The organism is Amazonocrinis nigriterrae CENA67 (genome assembly GCF_016056305.1).
GTDB lineage: Bacteria > Cyanobacteriota > Cyanobacteriia > Cyanobacteriales > Nostocaceae > Amazonocrinis > Amazonocrinis nigriterrae.
In genome coordinates this window covers 130,341-152,093 of the sequence record NZ_JAECZC010000001.1, presented here as the reverse complement: position 1 = coordinate 152,093, position 21,753 = coordinate 130,341, and the positions used below count along the sequence as shown (strand labels likewise).

The window sequence follows — 21,753 nt, the reverse complement described above, 5'->3', positions numbered from 1 at the left end:
GCATCGGCTGCTGGGTTTGTGGTGATGAACAATATGTTGATCATCGCTGGGGCATTAGTGGGAGCCTCTGGTATTATCCTTACTGAAATTATGTGTAAAGCAATGAACCGTTCGCTGTTCAGCGTATTGTTCAGTGCTTTTGGTACAGCCGCCGCCGGTGGTGGTGCGGCTGGTGGTGCTGCAATTGATCAAACCGTCCGCAGCATCGATCCCGAAGAAGGCGCGATGATGTTGGGTTATGCGCGTAACGTGGTGATTGTACCTGGTTACGGTATGGCTGTAGCCCAAGCACAGCATAGTGTGCGGGAATTGGCAGATCAATTAGAACGTATGGGTGTTGATGTGAAGTATGCTATTCATCCTGTAGCTGGAAGAATGCCGGGGCATATGAATGTGTTGCTGGCTGAGGCAAATGTGCCTTATACCCAGTTGTATGATATGGATGATATTAATCCCCAGTTTGAACAAGCCGATGTGGCTTTAGTAATTGGGGCGAATGATGTGGTAAATCCAGCGGCGCGTAGTGATACCAATAGCCCAATTTATGGTATGCCGATTCTGGAAGTAGATCGGGCGAAGCAAACGATTGTGATTAAGCGCGGGATGAGTACGGGTTTTGCTGGTGTAGATAATGAGTTGTTCTACAAGGATAAAACTACGATGCTCTTTGGTAGCGCGAAGGATATGGTGTCGAAGTTGGTTTCGGAAGTGAAGCAGCTTTAAACGAACCGCCAAGACGCCAAGGGCGCCAAGGAAGAATTTAGAGAGTTAGCTTGCCTTGGGGATGTAATATTCCTGGGGCAAGTTTTTTAATCAATAAGCAAGTGTTGCAAATTTAAATTACAATGGCATACATTTTCAATTTATTCCATATTTCTATGGTATAAAAACCTGTATTTCTCTCGTCATCTGCCATAACACGTACTACTTTAATACCTGGACGCTCGTATTTCTCTAAACTTTTTTGAAGGTATTCTATGACATGTTTAACATTTTTATCTTCTACTGCAAAAAAATCAATATTAAAATTTCGTTCTATGAAGCTATTATCAACAATATAAGTTATACCACGAACAATTTTATGGCACAGACGCTCTATTTTTTTGATGGAATTATAATCGACAGATATTCAGGATAGTATCGATTGCTTTGTGAACGAAAATTTGGATAAATACCTTTATTTGGTAATGTTTTAAACTTAACTATTTCTTTTATTAGCTTCTCTCTTTTTCTTTGTCTTATTCGTTTCTCTTTACTATCGGTTGCATATTCTGGATCTATCGACCTTAAAACTTTTTCTGTAATCCCACTAGATTTTGCGTATTCAGGATCGATGCATAAACCTAATCTAAGTAGTAGATCTTCTTCCAACTTCCCATATTCTTGATTGCATTCTCTACAGGACGGTATTGTCCATCTTTGCAAATTTTCAGGAGTAGTATCTGGATACCAGGCAGACGGGAAAACATGATCCCGTGTTAAACTGTCTACGTTTTCTAGGCAATGTACACATCTGCCAGACTTATGTCGTTTAGCCATTATTTCCTTTAATACAGTCACTACTGAATTTGGTACTTATGTACTATAAAACTTATCCATATAAATAGTAATTTGTCAATAATCTAAAATAGATAATTTATAGATATATGCTTCCCTAATTCAGTCTCAGAAACAAAAAGCATGGTCTAAACAATCTCTACGATTGTTCGCCTCTTATCTTTTACTCTGCGTCCTCTGCGCCTCTGCGGTTCGTAAAAAAAGCCAATCCCACAACCAGCCACTACCCACCACCAAAATTTTACCAAGCGATCGCCCCAACAAAGCCGAGATCAGTTTTCATCAATTAGCATTTCCCAATAAGGTTATCTTGCAGTTCAACTATGATGTCATCCAGTTGAATCGCCTGAATTGGCGAGAATTCCTGCAACAACAAAACCCAGTAGCTAGTGCGCTCATGGCTAAAATGAACATAGCACCAAAAGACCGCCCCAGAGTAAAATCTGAGTGTCTGCGCTTGCTGGCTACCTTACAGTTAGATCCTGCAAGGATGCAATTGGTTTCTGGGTTTATTGACACTTACCTTCGTCTAAATGCTCAAGAAGAACAAATTTTTAAAACTCAAATCGCTCAATTTGAACCAACTCAACAGGAGGTAGTTATGCAAATTGTCACTAGTTGGATGGAGGAAGGAATACAACAAGGAGAGTTGAAAATTATTCAACGTCAATTAACAAGGCGAATTGGTGTGATTACTCCTGAATTACAACAACAACTGCAAAGGTTATCCGTAACTCAGTTAGAAAATTTAGCAGAAGCCTTACTAGATTTTTCAAATGAAGCTGATTTAATTGCTTGGTTACAACAATTAGAATGAGAGTTGCTGAAGGAAGTAGTTATGCAAATTGTCACCAGCTGGATGGAGGAAGGAATACAACAAGGAGAATTAAAAATAATTCAGCGTTTATTAACAAGGCGAATTGGTGTGATTACTCCTGAATTACAACAACAACTGCAAAGGTTATCCGTAACTCAGTTAGAAGATTTAGCAGAAGCCTTACTAGATTTTTCAAATGAAGCTGATTTAATTGCTTGGTTACAAAAATTACAATAGAAATTGCTGATTATTCTCAATTAAACGAAAGGACACGCTATTACCGTGTCCCTTCTCAAATTTTTTTGAACTAAAAAACCAGGCTCAATTTGCTGTGAGATAATTATCGCCGTTTAGCAGGAGTGCGTCGGGTTTCGCGTTTTTCGTCTTCTCGACGACGGCGATCGCGCCAATCTGCCAGCGTTAAGTATCCAATGCCACCAGTAACTGCTAGCAACAGCACAAAAGCAACTAAAGCCAAAATACTCAGGAATTGACTTTCCACGATTTCCTTACAATCCGTTGCGTCCCCAAACTACCATTGCAATTGACCAAGTAAACACAACCAAAAGTGATACCCAACCCAGTGTCAAAATCGCCATAGTTTTACTTTTGAAATTATTTACAAACCGTATCTAATATTTATCATACTGGGAACTGGGGACTTTGAAGTTAGTTGTCAGTTGTTATTCTCCCTCATCTCCCTCATCCCCTCTGCTCCTCTGCTCCTCTGCTCCGAAAGCTCCCCATCTCCCTCCGCTTCCTCAATACTCAGTCGCCATGAATACAGGAGTCAAGTGAAAGAAACTTCAGATCATCAATTGATGGCAGAACGCTTAGAATCTCTCAAAGCTGGAATCATTGGAGGTTTTTCTCTGAGTTCTGCTTTTATCATTGCCAGTTTTGTCAATACCTCACTGCTAGCGAAGTATTTTCCATCACTAGCCTATCTACAAATAGATTTTAATTGGCACTGGTGGCTAAGTTGTGCGATCGCTGTTTTTTCTGGTTTGCTGTTTGGCGTCACTTATCGCTATATCATCCGCTCAGATCAAAATCCTCAACTCAAAGCTGGTGGTGTGTTAGCTTTTGGTTTGGTGCGAGGATTAAGCCAGATAGAAATCGGCTGGAATTCACACAGCACAGTTTTGCCTTTTTTAGTGCTGGCTGTTGAAAGTATATCTTTGTTTGCAGTGGGAGCGATCGCTCTCCATACCGCTATTCAACTTGGCTGGCTCAAGCCTTTTCCATCAGTCTAAATTTCACGCCGTAAATTCTATGTTTAGTCAATCACAGGTGATTAAAATAGTGTATGAGATTGGCAATCATTACAAATTCAAGAAACACTCGAAACTCCAAAGCTAGATTTGATCAGAATTTAGGCAAGTGTTTCTTGAAAATAGATGTTGTTATATTACAATAATACTAAATACTACAATATGTATATAATATAGCTGCACTGCAAATTTGCAAGTAGTAAAAAAATACATAGTTTCATATCCTCAATATGAAAACCCAAATATCCCACTATTTTTTGATAGTCGATTTGGAGGCTACTTGCTGCAACAATGGCAGTATTCCCAGTCATGAAATGGAAATCATCGAAATCGGTGCAGTAATGCTTAATAGAGCAACATGGAAAATTGATTCAGAGTTTCAGCAATTTATCCAACCAGTTAGACATCCACAACTCACATCTTTCTGCACTGAATTGACTAGTATTAGGCAACAAGATATTAACCAAGCACTAAGATTCCCAGAGGCAATTTCTGGTTTTAAAGAATTGATTGATTTATTTCCAAATTATATTTTCTGTTCTTGGGGAAACTACGATAAAAAGCAATTTCTACAAGATTGTCAATTTCATAATGTTCCTTATCCTTTTACTCCAGAACACATAAATATTAAAAAGGAATTTTCAGAATATCTTGGCGTATCTAAAGGATTCGGTATGGCAATGGCTCTTGAACTTTTGGGGATAGAGTTAAAAGGCATACATCATAGAGGCATAGACGATGCAAGGAACATTGCAGCTATTTACAAATATATTAAAACTCAAAAAATAAGCTGATATTAGAGACTATTTATAAACATACCTTAAAGTAGAGAACCAAAGAGATATAAGAAAAGCTAAGATGATATTTTTCCTCAGTCTTCTATTTTATTTTAAGTGCAGCTTATAGATGCTCATCTACGAATTAACACTTTACTTAAGTACAAATGAAATCCTTATTTTTAAGTACTGGCAATTTATGAATTGCTAAAGTCAGTATTTAATTTTATAGACCTTTTCTCCAAGCGATCGCAATATTCTATGCTATACGGCTGCTGATTTATTAACAAAATTCAATAAAGTATAATTAAGAAATAATAACTTAAAACATATATCCTAAGTAACACAGTCACCCCTTGAGTACATTGACCCTTGACGGTTGACACTCAACAGTCATCAGTCAGAAGTCATCAGCCAACAGCACTAAAGCTTAATCACCCACATTTACAATGCTGTCAGCCAATGAGGATTTTTACCTGTACAGCTATAGATTAGCTCTTTTTACAACCCAAATCATAAGAAATCGATATGATAAAAAAGTCGATAAAACTTCAAAAAGATTTATCAAATGTTAATTGACTCCTCTGGCTTGTCCAAAGTAAGAGACTCAGTAAAAGACAGAATTTTCTTCGGCCATGAACCAAGTGCCGAGTTAATTGCCATTCTTACGGTCTACTTTGTCCAAGGCGTTATCGGGTTGGCGCGTCTAGCCGTCAGCTTTTTCCTCAAAGACGAACTGCTACTGAGTCCATCTCAGGTGTCAGCACTATTGGGAATTGTCACTCTACCTTGGATTATCAAGCCTGCTTTTGGCTTTATCTCAGACGGCTTACCCATATTCGGCTACCGTCGGCGTCCATATCTAGTGCTAGCCGGGATACTGGGAGCTATTTCTTGGGTGAGTATGGCAACCATAGTTCATACTAGCTGGGCAGCAACAGTGACGATCGCTATTACTAGCCTTTCTGTGGCTATTAGTGATGTGATAGTTGACTCACTAGTCGTCGAACGAGCAAGAGTTGAATCGCAAGCGGATATTGGTTCACTACAATCTCTGTGCTGGGGTAGTTCCGCCTTGGGAGGTTTGATCACTGCCTATTTTAGCGGTATGTTACTCGAACATTTCACTACCCGCACGATATTTTGGATTACTGCTTTATTCCCTCTTCTAGTCTGTGCGATGGCTTGGTTCATTGCCGAGTCTCCCATTCGCAAAGATGCTAATAATGAAAGTTATAACACTAACTTTCTAAACGTCAAGCATCAACTGGGGCAACTACGCCAAGCCATCAGCCAAAAAGCAATATGGTTGCCAGCAGCATTCATTTTCATTTTGCAAGCAACCCCAAGCGCTGATTCAGCCTTTTTCTTCTTTACCACCAACGAACTCCACTTTCAACCAGAATTTTTAGGTAGGGTACGGCTGGTGACAAGTGCTGCTTCTTTAGCTGGTGTTTGGATTTTTCAACGATACCTTAAAAGTGTTCCATTTCGCGTAATTTTTGGTTGGTCTACCGTCATTTCATCAGTTTTAGGAATGACCATGTTGCTATTGGTGACTCATACCAACCGAGTTATAGGCATAGACGACTACTGGTTTAGTTTGGGTGACAGTCTCATACTCACTGTCATGGGGCAAATCGCCTATATGCCAATATTAGTACTAGCAGCGAGACTTTGCCCTTCAGGAGTGGAGGCGACATTATTTGCCTTGTTGATGTCGGTGATGAACTTGGGAGGAATAGTTAGCTACGGATCTGGGGCCATCATCATGCATTGGCTAGGAATTACTCAAACTAACTTTGACTACCTTTGGCTGTTGGTGATCATTACTAACCTCAGCACTTTGTTACCATTACCATTCCTCAGCTGGCTACCAAATAGTGGCTCACAAACTGAGACACCAGTATCGCAACCAGTGTTAGCCACTAATGGGGAAACACCATTGGTACCAGATTTCATACCTGAGTTAATACTGCAAGAATCAGAATCAGAAGCAGTTGACTAACAAAGAATTTAAAAATGGTTATTGGGCATTGGGAATTGGAAATTGGTTTAGTTATTCTCCCCCTCATCTTTTTCATCTCCCCTACTCCCTACTCCCCACTCCCTACTCCCTAATTTACTACTAGAAGGCAAGGTAACAAAAAAATATAAAACATATGCAGAATTTAAAAATTCAACAAAACCCAATTTTAGAAAAATCCTACACTCGTGCAGATTGGCAAGGAGGATATCAATCCCTTAAAGAAGAGTTTGATTATTGGATTGATGATGTAGAAGGAGAAATTCCTCTAGAACTGCAAGGTACGCTGTTTAGAAATGGCCCTGGTTTATTCGATGTAAATGGACAACGCCTTCATCACCCATTTGATGGTGATGGTATGATTAGCCGCGTCACTTTTGCCAATGGTCGTGCCCATTTTCGCAATCGCTTTATCCGCACCGAAGGCTATGTAGCAGAACAACAAGCTGGCAAAATTCTTTATCGTGGTGTCTTTGGTACTCAAAAACCAGGAGGCTGGCTAGCCAATATCTTTGACTTCAAACTCAAAAATATTGCTAACACCAATGTTATCTACTGGGGTGGTCAACTTTTGGCATTATGGGAAGCAGCTGAACCCCATATCCTCGACCCCCATACTTTAGAAACATTGGGGCGAGAATATTTCAACGGTGTTTTGTCAACTGGTGAAGCCTTTAGCGCTCATCCCCGTTTTGACCCTAGTTGCGAACAAGATGGTGGTGAACCTTGCCTAGTAAACTTTTCTATTAAACCGGGACTCTCTACCACAATTACTATTTTCGAGGTAAATTTGGCGGGGCAAATTGTGAGAAAACACGCTCATAGTGTTCCTGGTTTTTGTTTTATTCATGATTTTGTTATTACTCCTCAGTACTGCATCTTCTTCCAAAATCCTGTCAAGTTCAACCCCATACCTTTTGTCTTAGGAATACGTTCAGCGGGGGAATGTATCGATTTTCAACCACATCAACCAACTCGCATAATAGTTATTCCTCGCTTTCCCCAAACAAAGGAAGCTAAGGTAAAAATTTTAGAAACACAATCTGGTTTCATCTTCCACCACATTAATGCTTTTGAGGTAGGTAATGAGATTTTTATTGACTCCATTTCCTACGAATCTTTACCTGAAGTAGAACCAGAAAGCGATTTTCGGCAAGTTAATTTTGATGCAGTTTCGCCTGGACAACTCTGGCGATTTTATCTCAACCTCGACGATGAGACGGTACAAAGTAAGCTCATTGAAAGCCGGTGTTGTGAATTTCCTACTCTCAACCCAGCTAATGTGGGACGAAACTATCAATATTTATACATTGGTGCGGCTCATGCAGAAACTGGTAATGCTCCTTTACAAGCATTGCTGAAAATAGATTTAGAGTCAGGAAAAAGACAACTTTGGAGTGCTGCACCCCGTGGTTTCATGGGTGAACCAATTTTCGTTCCTCGCCCAGGTTCAAAGAAAGAAGATGATGGTTGGGTGCTGGCTTTAGTTTATGATGCTGCTACTCACCGCTCAGATGTGGTGATTTTGGATGCCAGTGATTTCTCCAAAGGAGCGATCGCTCGCTTGCATCTCAAGCACCACATACCCTATGGTCTACATGGCAGCTTTACTTCTGAAGTGTTTGTAACAACTTGATATCAGATGGTTATTTGTCATTTGTGAACACAGATAGTTTTTTCTGTGTTCACTTGCTTTACCATAAAATGAAAATAAAAATGTAACAAAAACTACAAAAACCTCATAATCTCCAAAAACAAGGATAAGCTAGGCATATATGTATCTGGCTCGCGAATAAACCGCGATGAGGAGAAAATTTTATGGTTTCATCACCTGTGCTGCCGTTGGAAGCTGCTTCTCCAGCGCACATTTGCCCATTCGATCAAGCATGTAGCTACCTAGAGGCAGCAGCTAAGGAATTAAGGTTAGCTCAAGGAATAGTAGAAATACTCAGCCATCCGCGCAAAGTGGTAACAGTTTCTATTCCTGTAAAACTAGATAATGGTGAGGTGCGAGTTTTCGCCGGACATCGAGTACAACATTCCGATATTTTAGGCCCTTACAAAGGCGGAACTCGTTACCATCCAGCCGTAACACTGCGAGAAGTGTCAGCCTTAGCAATGCTAATGACTTGGAAATGTGCATTGTTAGGTATACCCTACGGTGGTGGTAAGGGCGGTATTGCCATAGATCCAAAGCTTTATAGCGTCGGTGAATTAGAACGCATCACCCGTCGGTATACCAGCGAGTTGATTAAAGATATCGGCCCTTCCGTAGACATACCAGCACCAGACATGGGTACTTCTGCCCGTGAGATGGCTTGGATGATGGATACCTACTCAGTAAATGTTGGTCATGCTGTACCAGGCGTTGTCACTGGTAAGCCCCTTTCTGTTGGTGGTTCACTAGGACGGGAAATGGCAACCGGACGTGGCACAATGATTATTGTGCGTGAAGCGCTAGCAGACCAAGGAAAATCTTTGGTGGGAGTGCGAGTAGCTATCCAAGGTTTGGGTAATGTGGGAATGGCTGCGGCTGAATTATTACACGAAGCGGGAGCCAAAATCATAGCAGTCTCAAACAGTGCAGGTGGAATATATTCTGAAAATGGTCTGGATATTCCAGCATTGAAAGCCTACGTCGCTGCTAACCGTAAGAGTATTGCTGGTTTTCCCCAAACTGTATCAATTAGCAATGCAGATTTATTGACGTTACCCTGTGATGTCTTAATACCAGCAGCTTTGGAGAATCAAATCACTCAAGAGAATGTCAATCAAGTACAAGCGCAGATTGTAGCAGAAGCAGCGAATGGCCCAATTACCCTTGAAGCCAACCGAGTCTTAGAGGCGCGGGGTGTGACAGTCTTACCAGACATTTTGGCCAATGCTGGCGGTGTTGTCGTAAGTTATTTGGAGTGGGTGCAAGGTCTTTCTTATCTATTTTGGGATGAAGAACGCGTCAACCGCGAAATGGAACACTTGATGGTACAAGCTTATCACCAAGTCACCAAACAATCGAAATTACGGCAAATTCCTCTGCGATTAGCAGCTTACACCTTGGGAGTCGGCAGGGTTGCCCAAGCTTTGACTGACAGAGGTCTTTATCCTTAATTTTTTACTTAAGGACTAAACTTTTCAACTTCGTGTCTTAGTGTCTTGGTGGTAAAAAACTGACTTTTAAACCACCCTCCGGGTGACGCTCCTGCGTCGCTAACGCTGCGCTCACGGCAGTTCCTCATGGGGGTTTCCCCCATGAGGAACTGCCTCACCAAGGCACGAAGACACAAAGGTAAAAATAATTAGGCATGGAAGTAATTACTCTCATGCCCAATTATTGATTAGTTTTTGAATCCTTATTGCCAAATATAAATAAGGATAAACAAAACAATCCAAATGACATCGACAAAGTGCCAGAACAAAGAAGTAGCATTCACACCAAAGTGACCTGTCTCGTAGTTGCCAGGTATGAACGATCGCACTAAAATAATCAACTGCAACAGAATCCCGGTAAAAACGTGCAAACCGTGGAAACCTGTTAATAGATAAAACATACCTCCGAAGGTGCCAGCGGTGAAGCCAAAAGCTAGGTGACTCCATTCAATGGCCTGTCCCAGCAAAAAGTAGCTTCCCATGGCCATCGTTGCTAAGAGAAATAGGCGAAATCCCCACAAGTTATGACGTTGTAGTGCCCGTTCCGCCAAGTAAATTACAAAGCTACTAGCAACAAGAATTACCGTATTGATTGCAGGTTCTTTAATTTCTAATCCTTCAACACCAGCTGGTAGCCAATTAGGAGTAGTTGTTTTGTAGATAATGTATCCTGCAAAAAAACTGAGGAAAATAACACTTTCAGACAGTAAGAACACAATGAAGCCAAACATCTTACTGCCTTCTTCATCATGACCATGTTCGCCGCCTGTCTCATGCAGATGTTGCTGCAATTCATCTGAAACAATATAACTGTCCATTGGTGGAATTATCCTTTATCTTCAAAATCAAGCATTGGGAATTGGGAATAGGGCATTGGGCATTGGGAATAAAGCATCGGATTAGTTATTCTCCCTCATCCTCCTCATCTCCCCTGCTGTCTAAACGTTAATCTTTGGTGTAAAGTGAGTAATTTTGGGTTAGGACATTGGGCATCAAGACAAGTATTTTATGCACTATACGCTATGCCCCATGCCCTATGCCCAAAAACTTACTCTACACTTGTCAATGTCGCGTGACTATGAACTTCTTGTGTTAACGGTTCAGATTTGCCGTAACCATAAGGTTCAGAGATGACGATGGGAATTTCTTCAAAGTTCTCTACTGGGGGTGGTGAAGAAACCAACCACTCTAAGCCAATGGCCCGCCAAGGATTGTCTGGTGCTTTTTCACCTTGCATCCAAGAAATCACCATATTGAAAATGAAAGGCAAAGTGGACATTCCTAATAGGAATCCGCCGAGGCTAGCAATAATATTCCAGAATTCATACTCTGGGGCGTAAGAAGCAACTCGCCGTAACATCCCTTGTAATCCTAATGGGTGCATCGGTAAAAAGTTGAGATTGGTACCGATGAAGGCTAACCAAAAGTGCAATTTACCCCAACCTTCGTAGTACATACGTCCGGTCATTTTGGGGAACCAGTGATAGATGGCAGCATATAAGCCCATCGTCACGGTACCGTAGAGGACGTAGTGGAAGTGTCCGACTACAAAGTAAGTATTGTTAACGTGAACATCAACCGGCACAGAGGAAAGCATAATGCCTGTGATACCGGCAAACACAAACATCACTAATGCACCCAAGGCAAACAGCATGGGCGTATTCAGCCGCATCTTACCGCCCCAGATGGTCGCTACCCAAGCAAACACCTTAATGCCAGTGGGTACAGACACAAACATCGTAGTCAACATGAATATCAACCGCATCCAGCCAGGAGTACCGCTGACATACATATGGTGTACCCAAACAATAGCGCTGACTACGGCAATTAAGAGGGATGAAATCGCAACTACTTTGTAGCCAAACAGAGGCTTGCGAGAATAAACAGGGAAGATTTCTGAGAAGATGCCGAAGACGGGCAAAATAATCACGTAAACGGCGGGGTGGGAGTAGAACCAGAAGTAATGCTGGAACATCACAGGATTTCCTCCGTTAGCTGGGTTAAAAAAGCCAGTACCAACGGTGAGATCCAGTAGTAGCATCACTGCACCAGCAGTCAATGCAGGTAGTCCGAATAGTTGGATAATTTGGGCGCTAAATACTGCCCAAACAAAGAGAGGCATCCGGAAGAAGGTCATACCTGGCGCCCGCATCTTCACAATTGTGGTGACAAAGTTAACTGCCCCCATAATCGAAGATACCCCAGATATTGCCACCGCTAACAGCCAAATAACTTGTCCATTGATTAAGTTACCTGTGGGATTCTGGAGACTCACTGGTGGATAAGACCACCAACCGGCTTGGGCTGGCCCACCAGGAACAAAGAAACTACCCATCAAGAGAATCCCGACTACAGGCACCATCCAAAAGGCGACGGCGTTGAGGCGAGGAAATGCCATATCTCGCGCCCCAATCATCAGGGGTACTAGATAGTTAGCAAAACCAACTAGTGAGGGAAATGTCCACAAGAACAGCATGACAGTGCCGTGCATGGTGAACATGCCGTTATAAACGGTGCGGTCTACTAAATCTGCTTCGGGTGTTATCAGTTCTCCCCGTAGCACCATTGCAAAGATACCGCCGACTAGAAAGAAGAGGAATGAAGTAACAAGATATTGGATACCTATGACCTTGTGGTCAGTGCTAAAGCTGAAGTATCGCTTCCAGTCACCTGGGGATTCGTGGTGAGGCTTCTCAGTTGGGAGACTGAGGCCTTCAATAGGGATATTTGTCATCGGTGAGTTTCCTTTCAACCTGGGTAATTAACCAAAGGAGATGGCGCAGGTGCAACTGTCGCCCAACCAGTTTTGACTGCCTGAGTAGATGCTTGTGCATACTCAGAAGCTGCTTGATTGTTGGCTGGTGATGGTTTATGGGTTGCAGCTTGGGCTAGCCATTGGTGGTATTGTTCGGGAGATTCCACAACTACATTGGCTTGCATGGTTGCAAAGTATGTGCCGCTATATTGAGAGTCGGTGAGGCGATATTCACCGGTGCGGATGGGAGTGAATTCAAAGTCGATAGTGTGGTTGGGAATGATGTCTTGCTTGAGACGGAATGCAGGAATATAAAAGCCGTGCAGCACGTCTTCTGATTGCAAGGCTAAACGCACCCGGCGATCGCTAGGCAAATGCAATTCTGTACTAGTAACATTTTTCTCTGGATAGTGGAAAACCCAAGCCCATTGTTTAGCCACTACGTCAATCTTTTCTACAGGTTCAGCTAAAGCATCAACAGGTGCGTCTTTTGTTGCTGCATAAGCCGATTCCATTCCCATCGGATTATGTAAGTGAACTAGCTGGGCTGGGCCTTGAATTGCCATTTGTTCATAAACTTGAGAACTGTAACCTGCAATCCAAAGCACTAGCAGAACAGGGATAGCTGTCCAGACAACTTCTAAGGTGATATTACCTTCAATTGCTGGGCCGTCGCTGAAGTCATCTTTTTTCGCCCGATGGAAAATAATCGAATACACCAGAGTGCTAGTTACTCCTAGGAATATGAATGCACCCAGTGTCACCAAGAAGCTAATCAAATCGTCAATTAGGTGAGATTCAGCTGCTGCTTGTGGGGGAAGCCAAGAATAAGCTTGCTTACCTATCCAGAGACTCATGAAAGTCACTGCGATCGCACCCGTAAACAGCGTCAATATATTTAATATCTTGCGAATGTTCATAGTTAACGGGAATTGGGAATTGGGAATTGAGAATTGGGAATTGGGAATTGGGTATTAGACAACTGACCACTGACCACTGACAACTGACAACTGACAAATCTTACTTAAGGACTGTGTTCAGGTCTTTGCCTAACCGCAACAACTTATCTGCTGTGTTGTGTATGCCAAATTCGGCAGCCATTTGCGCTCCCAGTGTGCCGTGGAGGTACATAATGAACATGACTACTAAACCGGTGAGTAAATAACTCCAATGCACTTGTCTATCTGCATCTTCACTCCAGACGAAGCGCTGCCATCCTCTCCAGATTGTCATAATCAGAATCAGCGCTAATAAGAATACGCCACCAACGCCATGCCAAAGCATGGTTTCCATTGCCTGCAATCCCCAGGCGCTTTTAACATCGGTTGGTGGAGTTGCCAGCAGCATTTCATAAAAGCCTGCTGCGACGGTGAAAAAAGTGATGATGCTGGAAGCTAACATGTTGTACCAACCAACATCAAAAAAGTTGGCACGTTCAACTGAAATCGCTAAAAATTTGAAGACCCATTTTTGGAAGGGAAACAGCACACCAACGATATCAAAGGTAATGCCGATGATGAACAAACCTAGAGTTAGATGTACCAAGTTGGGATGAATGGGAATGGTGTAAGGTAGCCCATTTGCACCCAAATCGCTCAATTGATTGATCAGTTCAGAGTTCATGGCAAAATTCCTTCCTTTACCGCTTCCACAACTGGGACTGTGTGCAGTCCATATACCCAGACAAGTTCATCTCCAAGATAGACCTGCAAGCCAACTATCACAGTTAACAGCAGTCCTGCCCCAAGATAATAAATTGGTAATTTTTGTGGGTTGCGAGAACGAATTACATAGCGCCATGCTGTAATGGTCGCAATCAATCCTGAAAGTGACCAACCAATTAAGGTGTGTACATTTAGTACTGATTTAGCTAGATCGTAAGGTTGTGCCAAGCCTGCTTCAAATTGACCAAAAATGATGGCAACGAAGATGGCGATGGTAGCAACGAACATATTCCACCAACTCACCTCGAAAAGATGAGTTTTACCAGTAAAGTAACCAACTACATCACAGAAGAATGCAAACAATACCATCGCAATTACGAAGTGGACTACGATGGGATGGATCGTATCTGGGTAAGGTAAATTGTGATCGTTCAAAGATGTAAGATACTCAAGCATTGTATTCTCCTGGACATATCTACCGCTCCTCGTTAAACTCCTATGATTGACATGCAATCACAACACTACAAGCATTCACAGATAGCCGGAATTTATCATCAGATCTGCGTAGCGAAATCCGGCGGCTCTTGTGTCAGCTTTCTTGTAGCCAAATGATGGGGGGCTATTATTTATAGTTAATGATTGAGTTTAATTTATTTGTTCATGCTGATACTCTACAACAGTGATTTTTAATTTTTATAAACAAAATCAATGTTGGGAATTTGATTTAGTGTGTCCTATCTAATAGCTTAAGTTTTTTTTTAGTAATTGTCAAAGTATTAGAATATAAGCCCAAAAAAGCTTTATATCATAGCTTATTTTGCTGTTTTCCATAAATTGCACATCGAAAAATATTTAAATGTACAACAAAAAACATTTCTCAAAAATACATTTGTAATAGTAAATACAAAAGTATTTACAGCATGTTTTCTAATTATAAATCTAGTAATAATTGAAAGTAAATTAGTAATTATATTGGAAGTAGTAAGGCTTTGTAACAAGACCCCCGATTTCTTGTATAAGTCGGGGGTCTATGACAATTAAATATGACTTTATAGCCTACCTACAAACTCATCATTGTCAGTCAGGCGTTGGCTGTTCCAGAATTGTTCTGCAAATGCAACTGCTGGGTGAATTGGGGCTTTTGGCTTGGTTTTCAGTTCCATAGAGGTTTCATGAAGCAAGCGATCGCCTTTGGTTGAGTTACACTTATCACATGCGGTTACAACGTTGTCCCAACTGTGTTGTCCACCTTTTGAGCGGGGAATCACATGATCAAGGGTTAGATTCTTGGTACTACCGCAGTATTGGCAGGTATGGTTGTCTCGCTTCAGCACTTCACGGCGATTCACAGGAGGTACTTTCCAATGCCGTTCGGGATTGCCAATGGTCAAACGGATGTGTTCAGGAACTTGCAATACAACATTGGGTGAACGCACTTCCCAAAGCTTGGTGCTGCCAAACTCTAAGGATTCTGCCTGACCTGTGATTAAAAGTGCGATCGCTCGTCTAATATTAATACGTGCCAACGGTAGATAGTTCTTAGAAAAGACTACCACCGAGTTTTGTAATACATGTGGTTGTTGATTTCGCTGTCGAGCTTGCATATGTTAGTTGACTCCTCAAAAAACAACCCCCGCCTCTGATTATCAAAAGCGGGGGTGGGGAAGTACTCACTTTTTGCCCTATATTAGTGCCAGAAAGTATCCGCACCCCCCGCTCTGGATCAGTTGATCTGGATTGATCAATTTGGAAATAACTGCCTCTACGCCAACGCTTGCAGATTTACCGCCTAATAATCGATATTTTCCCTCAAACCCAAACAGCACGACTATTCGACCTGAAGCCTTGCTGGCTCGGCAATGCATCGCGTGATTCATGTTTGAAGAAAATCTGCCCATAATCGACAAGTTGTAATCTTTGTAATAAAGGCTAATATTTATAATACACTTGTAGTATGTATTTGTCTAGCAATTGGCAATTAAGGGAAAAAGCTATTTATATGCTGTGACTTTCATTTAGGAATTGATAGCAGTCGCAGGATGGTTGAGGACAGTGCTAATTACTCAAAGCTAGGAAATAACATCAAATCCGATAGTGTCTAGATGGTAAAAAAACCGCAGAGACGCAGATGACACAGAGGAAGAAAAAGAAGAAATAATTCCAACACAGACGGATTTGATATTATTGGGTTTTTACTCAGCACTTTGCTATAAATGCCGATTAGCTTACTAATATCGCCAGTCCTTTAACTGCGTTACTAGAAAATAGCGTACTACGTACTTTAGCGATGTCCACTGCAATCTGGCGAAAGATTTGCAAGAGTAGCTTAGTGTCAAAGCAGACACCCCGATTAAATAATGGCTTAACCTCATTTTCTACTACAGCGGTGAAGCTACGTACTAGGCTACGTTCACCAGACAAAGGTGTATCGAACAAAGCAACAGCTATGCGCCTAAATCCTTTAATGCTGGGCCAGTAAAGCTTGTATCAGTAATTTCAGCATTTCCACATAGAGAGGCCGAATGCCTGGATCAAGCCAAGCCATCACTGTAGCTACTAAAATAGCTATTGTGGCAGCATAGGCCAGCAAATTTACTGTTTTTGGGGGTAATTTTTTTACCATATTTAACGCTTCGTCAACTACTTTTAAAAGGTATTTGGTGAAGCGCTCAAGCTTTGTTGATTTAAAAGCTACTTTACAATTATTTACATACCCATCTGCCCAAAATGGGCAGATGGGTACGACCTCGCAAGAAAGCTAAGTGGGTAAATGTTCCACTTAGCTCACAGTCGCGCAAGAAAAGTGAACAGCATGACCTCATCAAAGCCTTGCTAGACAAGGCTTTTGTGCTATTCAGTCAAGAGCGTTTCTTGCTTGTTTCGTAACTCTTGGCTATAGCCGTACTTGTAGACCACTGTAGACGGCTGTAGATGACGAAAAACTCAGCTTTTGCGATTACTTCGCTTTGCTCGTAATGACGTAAAATCGTAATCCGTGCGTCAGTCCTGCTAAAAAAGAAGGACAGCCATCAGTCACTTAGCTATTCATACAGAAACCATTGTCTGACTTTGGGTTTGCAAGTAACGGTAAAGACGATTCAAGGCATTGATATAGGCATAAGCTGCTGCTACCACAATATCAGTATCCGATGCCTGACCAGAGAAGATGCGTTCTTCATGCCCTATACGAACTGTGACGGTTCCCAATGCATCAATTCCTGCGGTGACAGATTGGACGGAAAACTCAGTTAGTTGATTGGGAATCTGCACCAGTCGATTGATTGCCTGATACACTGCATCCACTGGGCCAGTACCTACACTCGCATCCGTCAGAATTTTGCCTTCGGGGGTGACAATTGTGATTGTTGCAGTTGGACAAGTGCAATCACCGCAGATTACTTGCACATGTTCGAGTTGAAAGCCACTGTCTATATAAAGTTGTGTCTCATCTCGAACGATCGCTTCTAAATCCCAGTCTGACATTTCTTTTTTCTTGTCTGCAACTTCTTTGAAGCGATTGAAGGCTTTGTTCAAATCAGCCTCACTCAGTTCAAAACCCAATTCTTTTAGTCTAGTACGGAAGGCGTTTCTGCCAGAGTGTTTACCCAACACAATCCGATTTTCTGGCAAACCGATGGCGGAGGCTTCCATAATTTCGTAGGTTTGGCGGTGCTTGATGATACCATCTTGATGGATACCAGACTCATGGGCGAAAGCGTTAGCGCCGACAATTGCTTTATTCGGCTGTATCAGCATTCCTGTTAATTGGGAAACCAAACAAGAGGTTTTGTAAATCTCCTGAGTTTTGATGTTGCACAAGGGTACATCAGAATCGACTGCACGACCAAAGTAAGGGTTAAAAAAGGGTTTGCGGACTTGCAGCGCCATGACAATTTCTTCTAATGCTGCATTCCCGGCTCGTTCGCCAATGCCATTGATAGTACACTCTACTTGACGCACACCATTTTCAATTGCCGCTAAGGCGTTAGCTGTGGCTAAACCCAAATCGTTTTGGGTATGAATTGAAAGAATCACTTGGTCGATATTGGCAACGTTTTCTCGAATGCCTTGGATTAAATTACCGATTTCTTTAGGTGTGCAGTAGCCAACGGTATCAGGAATGTTGATTGTAGTTGCACCTGCTGCGATCGCTCTCTCTAACACCTGATAAAGAAACTCAGGCTCAGTACGGCTAGCATCCATTGGTGAAAATTCTACATCGTCTACAAAGTATTTGGCATAGGCAACCATTTCTTGTGCGATCGCCAGCACTTCGCTACGAGACTTTTTCAACTGATATTTGAGGTGAATATCAGAGGTAGATATCATTGTATGAATTCTCGGACGAGCAGCACCTTTCAATGCTTCGGCGGCTGTTTGAATATCTTGGCGAACGGCTCTAGCTAAACTGCAAATAATCGGGCCATCCGCTATCCCTACTTGTTCAGCAATACTTTTAACAGCTTGAAAATCTCCAGGACTAGCGACGGCAAATCCGGCTTCAATCACATCAACCCCTAATAGAGCCAGTTGATGAGCGATCGCTAGCTTTTCTTCTACATTTAGAGTTGCGCCTGGTGACTGTTCGCCATCCCGCAGCGTTGTGTCGAAGATAATAACTCGGTCTGCTTGTGATCTAATGCTCATAACTGTCTCCGATAGTATTGGGGATTGGGAATTGGGTATTGGGAAAATTTTTCCCTAGTCCCCAGTCCCCAATCACCAGTCCCTTACTTTGGATATTGTATACATTTTTTTGGATATTGTATACAATATAAATTATGAACTTAAATGAACTAGCAGCCAATGTGCTGCAACAACAACGCAGTACCCCAGACTTAATTGCCGACGCTTTGCGAGAAGCGATTCTACGGGGTATTTTTGAGGAAGGGCAATCTTTAAGGCAAGATGAAATTGCTACTCAGTTTGGAGTCAGTCGCATTCCCGTGCGTGAAGCCCTCAAACATTTAGAGGCGGAAGGTTTGGTTACACTGCATCTCAACCGTGGGGCCATGGTGTCGGTGTTGACAGCAGCCGAGGCGCAGGAAATTTGTGAGATTCGCAGTGCTTTGGAAGTGAAAGCAATGCAGCTGGCAATACCCAAGTTAAATACATCTGACTTAGAAAAAGCTGCTGTGGTTCTAGAAGCAAGCGACCAAACAAGCGATGCGGGAGTATTGGCGAAACTGAATTGGGAATTTCATGCCACACTCTACGCAAGTGCAGAACGTCCGCGACTGCTGACAATGATTAAAAACCTGCACGTCAACATAGACCGCTATGTCCGGTTACAAATGGCACAAATGGATTATCAAGAACGCTCTCAAAAGGAACATTATCAACTCCTAAATGCTTGTCGTCAGCAGGATACAAAAGCGGCTGTGCGGCTACTAAAACGACATATTGACACAGCCGGAGAACAGCTAGTTACTTATTTGCTGCAAAAAGCGCAAAAGCGGTAAAATGTCTGAAATTAAATTATTAAGAGTTACAGCACAAATTGCATCAATTATATCTATTGTTTGGCAAAAATCTTGCTCATAACTGCTTCGGGAGTTTGCTGGATAAAGTGTGGATAGATAATTTCCTCAAATAATTCTTTGATTTGCAAATTAGAGTCTTTAATTAATTCTCTGTAATCTTCATATACAGAGATTTCGCGTTTTTTACGACGTTCATCTTCTGTATACTTTTCTTTATTAATTTCTTGCAACCAAGTTGAGTGAATAGTTAATCCAATATTGAGGCTAGAGTTATCAGAGGGCGCACGCAACCTATAAACTGGATTGTTATTGAAGTCATCCGCATGTAAAATCCAAAATTCATCTTGAGGTTGATTTGGATTTTCTGGATTATCAGCAAGAACCACACAAACTATATAACCATGAATTGAAGGATCTTTATCTTCAGGGCAAGGTGAAGAACTAGGAATGAACTGTGGTGTGCAAGCAAAATGTCCATATGGAAATTTAAAACAATCCACAATTTCCATCTTTTCTGCATCTAACCTCAATAATTGCGTGGGCTTATAGTCTTTAGGTAACTGAGTATAATGAATGTGGCGAAACCTACTATCTTTATAAGCTCTATAAATACGTTCAGGGATGGTTTCCCAAGAAAAACCCCACGACATCCAGTAAATATTTTTAACTATATCTGCCGTTTCATTTATGGATTCATTACACAATTCACGGCGTGTATAAACAGATAGAGACCAGGTAAATCTGGGGTCGCTGATAACTTTGGCATTGCTGATTACCCCAGCTTCAGCATCAATAATGTAACGTCCCAGGCAACCTAAATCCATTGTTCCTACAATCATGCCTGTTAATTCTTGCCGCAATTTATTTTTGCGAGCTGAGAAATCATATTTACCTACCCACTCAGTTACATCTGAGCCATTATTGTGTCCTACATGTAGAATAATTTTGTTTTCAGGGTTTTTGTAATCGACAGTGAAATGTGAGACTTCACGAGGTATAGTAACCTTTTTAACTTTTATTTTTTTCTTTGATTTTTGCTGAATTGTTGCAGAATTTAAATTATTTTCTTGTTTATTAGATAATGATTGACGACGTACAATATACAAATTAGTATAAGGTTCTGGAGGAATTAAACTTAATAATATGCTATAAATCCACGTACCAAATTTTAGGATATTTGTCCCTGCACCTTTATGATGTTTTTTATCAAAAAGAGATGAACGGAAAGTGTTTATAATAGAAACTATAGGGTTATTTAACTTATCAATCCAGGCTAGCCGATCTCGTAAAAAAGGAGAGAATATTTGAGCAAATTCTATTTTGAAGGCTATGTCCATAAAAATTATATAATCTTCGGTTATAGCCATTTGATGGATACTTTGATCTGGGCTAACTGTTTGTCCATCGGGGAGTATCATCTCCCATGAGGAGAAATCTTTTGTTACCAAATTATAGCGAATCAAAGTTGCATAACCATAGCGGATAGAGTCGATAATTTTGGTAATAGGATTACGATAATTGAATTGGTGTTTAATCCATTGTAAAATTTTTTGTATTGGCTTTCTTAGCCTATCTTTATAGCCTGTTGAGTAGTTGATAGTAAATAATTCTTCTTGATAATTTTCAGCTTTTTGAGATTTTAATTCCATCACATCGCTAACTGGATGAGCAGGATTAGAATAAGCACCAAAAATATCTGATAATGGGAATATTTCTTTCCATTTGTTGGTATTTCCTACAGGCTCCAATATTTCTAAAGTGTCGGGGTCAATTTCATAAGGGCGAGCTGCATCGAAAGTGACAAAAAGTTGATTATTCGTTTTCAAAAAAGCAGTATTTAGCTGATTACGCGAACCGAGAACTTGGCTGCGGCGGCTAGGCCCACCATTGCGAAACTTAAAGTTGCTAGGATACTTGTTTGGTTGCTTTTGGATAGCTAAGTCAGCATAATAACAAGGAGTTTTAGAAATTTTTGTCTTTAACTTTGCTTGACATCCCGTAAAATCTAGGCGATAAATCATACCATCACCATTGAGAACGAAACTCTCGTCACCATCCTCAGTATCGTCACTATAGGGTAAAGGAGCAGCAATAAAAACATAACCTGATAAATCATCAGGTAAATTGTCTACAAGAGATAATTCATTACTTTTAGGAACTTGTTGAAATATTGATAATTCGATTTCGTCGATTTCATCACGGCTAGCTTTCACTACCGAATTAGGAATTTGATACATTTTAAAATTATCCTTGA

22 protein-coding genes are annotated in these 21,753 nt (G+C 41.3%); 9 read left to right on the top strand and 13 right to left on the bottom strand.

The window, feature by feature from the left end; translation table 11 throughout:
* Nucleotides 1–723 (top strand): NAD(P)(+) transhydrogenase (Re/Si-specific) subunit beta (locus I8748_RS00675; RefSeq protein WP_198122789.1); only part of this gene is annotated, 723 nt, incomplete at its 5' end.
* A 372-nt stretch (nt 724–1,095) separates the two neighbouring features.
* Here I8748_RS00675 and I8748_RS00670 read toward each other — a convergent pair.
* Nucleotides 1,096–1,539: an HNH endonuclease gene (locus I8748_RS00670; RefSeq protein ID WP_198122788.1), complete on the bottom strand. Its 444-nt coding sequence runs from the start codon at nt 1,537–1,539 to the stop codon at nt 1,096–1,098.
* A 163-nt stretch (nt 1,540–1,702) separates the two neighbouring features.
* Between I8748_RS00670 and I8748_RS00665 the strand changes: the two genes are divergently transcribed.
* Entirely contained in the window at nt 1,703–2,374 is a 672-nt protein-coding gene (locus tag I8748_RS00665) for a DUF4351 domain-containing protein (protein WP_214662360.1), read from the top strand.
* A 21-nt stretch (nt 2,375–2,395) separates the two neighbouring features.
* Nucleotides 2,396–2,611: a DUF4351 domain-containing protein gene (locus tag I8748_RS00660; protein WP_198122787.1), complete on the top strand. Its 216-nt coding sequence runs from the start codon at nt 2,396–2,398 to the stop codon at nt 2,609–2,611.
* A 103-nt stretch (nt 2,612–2,714) separates the two neighbouring features.
* Here I8748_RS00660 and I8748_RS00655 read toward each other — a convergent pair whose 3' ends face one another.
* The gene (locus I8748_RS00655; protein WP_096558240.1) at nt 2,715–2,876 is read right to left on the bottom strand and encodes a hypothetical protein; all 162 of its coding nucleotides are present in this window, start codon (nt 2,874–2,876) and stop codon (nt 2,715–2,717) included.
* A gap of 7 nt (nt 2,877–2,883) precedes the next feature.
* The gene (petN, locus tag I8748_RS00650; RefSeq protein ID WP_010998401.1) at nt 2,884–2,973 is read right to left on the bottom strand and encodes a cytochrome b6-f complex subunit PetN; all 90 of its coding nucleotides are present in this window, start codon (nt 2,971–2,973) and stop codon (nt 2,884–2,886) included.
* 222 nt (nt 2,974–3,195) lie between these two features.
* On the opposite strand from petN, the gene I8748_RS00645 reads away from it, so the two are divergent.
* The 5 genes from I8748_RS00645 (at nt 3,196) to I8748_RS00625 (ending at nt 9,558) form a co-directional block, all read left to right on the top strand.
* Complete coding sequence (locus I8748_RS00645) at nt 3,196–3,630, top strand: hypothetical protein (protein ID WP_198122918.1); 435 nt, start codon at nt 3,196–3,198, stop codon at nt 3,628–3,630.
* A gap of 248 nt (nt 3,631–3,878) precedes the next feature.
* Nucleotides 3,879–4,442, top strand: a complete 564-nt coding sequence (locus I8748_RS00640) for a 3'-5' exonuclease (RefSeq protein WP_198122786.1) — start codon at nt 3,879–3,881, stop codon at nt 4,440–4,442.
* Nucleotides 4,443–4,992: 550 nt separating this feature from the next.
* A complete protein-coding gene (locus I8748_RS00635; RefSeq protein WP_198122785.1) occupies nt 4,993–6,432 on the top strand; it encodes a folate/biopterin family MFS transporter in 1,440 nt (479 codons plus the stop codon).
* Between the two features lie 154 nt (nt 6,433–6,586).
* Nucleotides 6,587–8,086, top strand: coding sequence for a carotenoid oxygenase family protein (locus I8748_RS00630; RefSeq protein ID WP_198122784.1), 1,500 nt, complete (start codon nt 6,587–6,589; stop codon nt 8,084–8,086).
* 182 nt (nt 8,087–8,268) lie between these two features.
* Entirely contained in the window at nt 8,269–9,558 is a 1,290-nt protein-coding gene (locus tag I8748_RS00625; RefSeq protein WP_198122783.1) for a Glu/Leu/Phe/Val family dehydrogenase, read from the top strand.
* A 242-nt stretch (nt 9,559–9,800) separates the two neighbouring features.
* On the opposite strand, the gene I8748_RS00620 is transcribed toward I8748_RS00625, so the two are convergent.
* The 9 genes from I8748_RS00620 to I8748_RS00580 form a co-directional block, all read right to left on the bottom strand.
* Nucleotides 9,801–10,415, bottom strand: a complete 615-nt coding sequence (locus I8748_RS00620) for a cytochrome c oxidase subunit 3 (RefSeq protein ID WP_096558247.1) — start codon at nt 10,413–10,415, stop codon at nt 9,801–9,803.
* Nucleotides 10,416–10,645: 230 nt separating this feature from the next.
* Nucleotides 10,646–12,331 (bottom strand): cytochrome c oxidase subunit I, encoded by a 1,686-nt coding sequence (gene ctaD, locus I8748_RS00615; RefSeq protein WP_198122782.1) that lies wholly within the window; start codon nt 12,329–12,331, stop codon nt 10,646–10,648.
* A gap of 14 nt (nt 12,332–12,345) precedes the next feature.
* Nucleotides 12,346–13,272, bottom strand: a complete 927-nt coding sequence (locus tag I8748_RS00610) for a cytochrome c oxidase subunit II (protein ID WP_198122781.1) — start codon at nt 13,270–13,272, stop codon at nt 12,346–12,348.
* Between the two features lie 100 nt (nt 13,273–13,372).
* Nucleotides 13,373–13,975 (bottom strand): DUF2231 domain-containing protein, encoded by a 603-nt coding sequence (locus I8748_RS00605; protein ID WP_198122780.1) that lies wholly within the window; start codon nt 13,973–13,975, stop codon nt 13,373–13,375.
* Nucleotides 13,972–14,472 carry a DUF2231 domain-containing protein gene (locus tag I8748_RS00600; RefSeq protein WP_198122779.1) on the bottom strand — a complete coding sequence of 167 codons (501 nt, stop codon included), beginning with the start codon at nt 14,470–14,472 and terminating at the stop codon, nt 13,972–13,974. Before I8748_RS00600 ends, I8748_RS00605 begins: the two co-directional genes overlap by 4 nt.
* A gap of 593 nt (nt 14,473–15,065) precedes the next feature.
* Nucleotides 15,066–15,620 carry an HNH endonuclease gene (locus tag I8748_RS00595; RefSeq protein WP_198122778.1) on the bottom strand — a complete coding sequence of 185 codons (555 nt, stop codon included), beginning with the start codon at nt 15,618–15,620 and terminating at the stop codon, nt 15,066–15,068.
* Nucleotides 15,621–16,236: 616 nt separating this feature from the next.
* Complete coding sequence (locus tag I8748_RS00590) at nt 16,237–16,452, bottom strand: hypothetical protein (RefSeq protein ID WP_198122777.1); 216 nt, start codon at nt 16,450–16,452, stop codon at nt 16,237–16,239.
* A gap of 25 nt (nt 16,453–16,477) precedes the next feature.
* Entirely contained in the window at nt 16,478–16,639 is a 162-nt protein-coding gene (locus I8748_RS00585) for a hypothetical protein (protein WP_198122776.1), read from the bottom strand.
* Nucleotides 16,640–17,061: 422 nt separating this feature from the next.
* Complete coding sequence (locus tag I8748_RS00580; RefSeq protein ID WP_214662359.1) at nt 17,062–18,663, bottom strand: 2-isopropylmalate synthase; 1,602 nt, start codon at nt 18,661–18,663, stop codon at nt 17,062–17,064.
* Nucleotides 18,664–18,797: 134 nt separating this feature from the next.
* Here I8748_RS00580 and I8748_RS00575 point away from each other — a divergent pair, with 134 nt between their 5' ends.
* Complete coding sequence (locus tag I8748_RS00575) at nt 18,798–19,478, top strand: GntR family transcriptional regulator (protein ID WP_198122775.1); 681 nt, start codon at nt 18,798–18,800, stop codon at nt 19,476–19,478.
* Between the two features lie 53 nt (nt 19,479–19,531).
* Here I8748_RS00575 and I8748_RS00570 read toward each other — a convergent pair whose 3' ends face one another.
* Nucleotides 19,532–21,736: a carotenoid oxygenase family protein gene (locus tag I8748_RS00570; RefSeq protein ID WP_198122774.1), complete on the bottom strand. Its 2,205-nt coding sequence runs from the start codon at nt 21,734–21,736 to the stop codon at nt 19,532–19,534.
* Between the last annotated feature and the right edge of the window lie 17 nt (nt 21,737–21,753).